Source organism: Trinickia soli (assembly GCF_002879855.1).
Classification (GTDB): domain Bacteria; phylum Pseudomonadota; class Gammaproteobacteria; order Burkholderiales; family Burkholderiaceae; genus Trinickia; species Trinickia soli.
Window position 1 is genome coordinate 1 of record NZ_PNYB01000059.1, and the last position, 2138, is coordinate 2138.

The following is a 2138-nucleotide window of genomic DNA, read 5'->3' on the forward strand; positions in this document are numbered from 1 at the left end:
CCGATGACCGGCCGTTCGGAACTGGTGCCGCTTGATTTTCACTGCACCGAGGGGTTGTCGGTGGTTTTCGAGATTGACGTGCGCTTTGCATCGCAGGACTTCAATATCGAACTGAAGCAGATGCTTGGGCAGCCCGTGACGATCAGCCTTGAGTTGACGGCGGCGTTGGCGAGTTCGGAGAAGCGGTACTTTCACGGCTACGTCACGAACTTCTCGCACCTGGATACGGACGGTGGCCTCACGACCTATCGCGCGACACTGCGTCCGTGGCTGTGGATGCTCTCGCGCCGCCAGGACATCCGGATCTTCCAAGAACAGACTGTCCAGAGCATCCTCTCCGAGGTGTTTCAGGCGTACGGCGCGCTCGCCTCGTTCGAGTTTCGGCTGTCGAAGGGAACGGCTAACCGAAGCTACTGCACCCAGTACCGGGAAACCGATCTGAACTTTGCCCTGCGCCTGATGGAAGAGGAAGGGCTGTTCTTCTATTTCGAGCACACGAAGAGCGGCCACACGCTCATCGTCACGGACAGCTCGACCAATGCCAAACCGATCGACGGGTTGAGTGCGTCGCTGCCGTATTCGCAGGACGAGATCCTGGACGATATTGACGTCATCACGTCGTTTCATGGATCGAGGCAACTGGAGTCGGGCACCATCGCGCTGAAGACGGCCGACTACAAGGTGCCCGGGGCGCGCCGCTCGGCGGTGCAGCGCGCGTCCATCGAGCAAGGCGACGTGCCTTCGTACGAAATCTACGATTACCTCGGCGCGCATGCATACCCAGCGGGCGCCCGCGGTGACGAGCTGGCGCGTTTTCGGGCCGAGGCACTCGCGGCCGGCAGCAAGGTCTTCTCCGGTGTGACGACGAGCCGTCGGCTAATGCCAAGGCGCTACTTCGAGCTCAAGGGCCATTACGACCACACGGATATGCAGCCGGAGAACCGGCAATTCATGTTGGTCACGGTCACGCATACGGGGCAGAACAACTATCAAGCAGGCGATGGAGCAGCGACATATAGCTGCAGCTTCACCTGCATCCGCAAAAAGATTCCTTATCGGCCGGCGCTCACGATCGAGCGTCCGGTGATTGCGGGACCGCAGACCGTGACCGTGGTAGGCCCGAAAGGCGAGGAGATCTACACGGACGCGCTAGGCCGCGTGAAGGTGCAATTTAACTGGGACCGGCTCGGCCAAAAGGATCAGCGCAGCTCGCCGTGGCTGCGTGTGGGGCAGTCGTGGGCGGGCAAAGGCTTCGGCATGATCCAGATTCCGCGGATCGGGGAAGAGGCGGTCGTGTTGTTTATGGACGGAGATCCAGACCGCCCGCTGATTATCTCTCGCGTCTACAACGCGGTGAACACGCCACCGTGGGCATTGCCGGCCAACGCCACGCAAAGTGGCATGCTCACGCGTTCGAGTAAAGGGGGCACGTCTGCCAACGCGAACGCGATCCGCTTCGAAGACAAGCGCGGGCAGGAAGAAGTCTGGATTCATGCCGAGAAGGATCAACGCATCGAGGTCGAGAACGACGAATCGCATACCGTTGGTCACGACCGTGGCAAGTCGGTAGGCAGGGACGAGACGGCGCAGATTGGCCGCCACTGGAAGCTGAGCACGGGCGGATACAAGCTCGAGACGGTGTCGCTGGCCTCGGTTAAGAGCGTGGGACTGGGCGCGATGCTCAACGTCGGGATGGCACGCAACGTCAACGTTGGCGGCCTGTATCTGCGCAACGTTGGCTTGCAGATGGCCAGCACGGTGGGCATGAGCCGGACGGACCGGGTGGTGCAGGATTGGACCGCTCACGTCGGACATGCGTACACGGTGACAGTGCGCGGGAAGGCCGTGGGCGATGCGGTCAAGGCTGATCAAGCGAATCCCATCGAGCCATCGCCGGACTTTGCCCCCCAGTTGCCGGCGTCCGTATCGAGCCCCGACAGCAACCAGCTTCGCATCACGGATCAGGGGCAGGCGAGCTTGTCGGGCTCGTCAACGGCACAACTGATCGGTCCGGGCGGGACGATCACGATCGACGCGGCGGGCATTCACCTGAAGGGCACCGCGATCTATCTGGACGGTCCGGTCACGCAAAGCAGTGGGAGCGCGAACAGCTTGTCGCCCGTCACCGAGGCGGACTG

The 2138-nt window shown here is 61.9% G+C and carries 1 protein-coding gene; it reads left to right on the plus strand.

Going from position 1 to position 2138, the window contains the following annotated elements:
• The coding region (locus C0Z19_RS27605) for a type VI secretion system Vgr family protein (protein ID WP_233196317.1) at positions 1-2138 on the plus strand (2138 nt) is incomplete at both ends.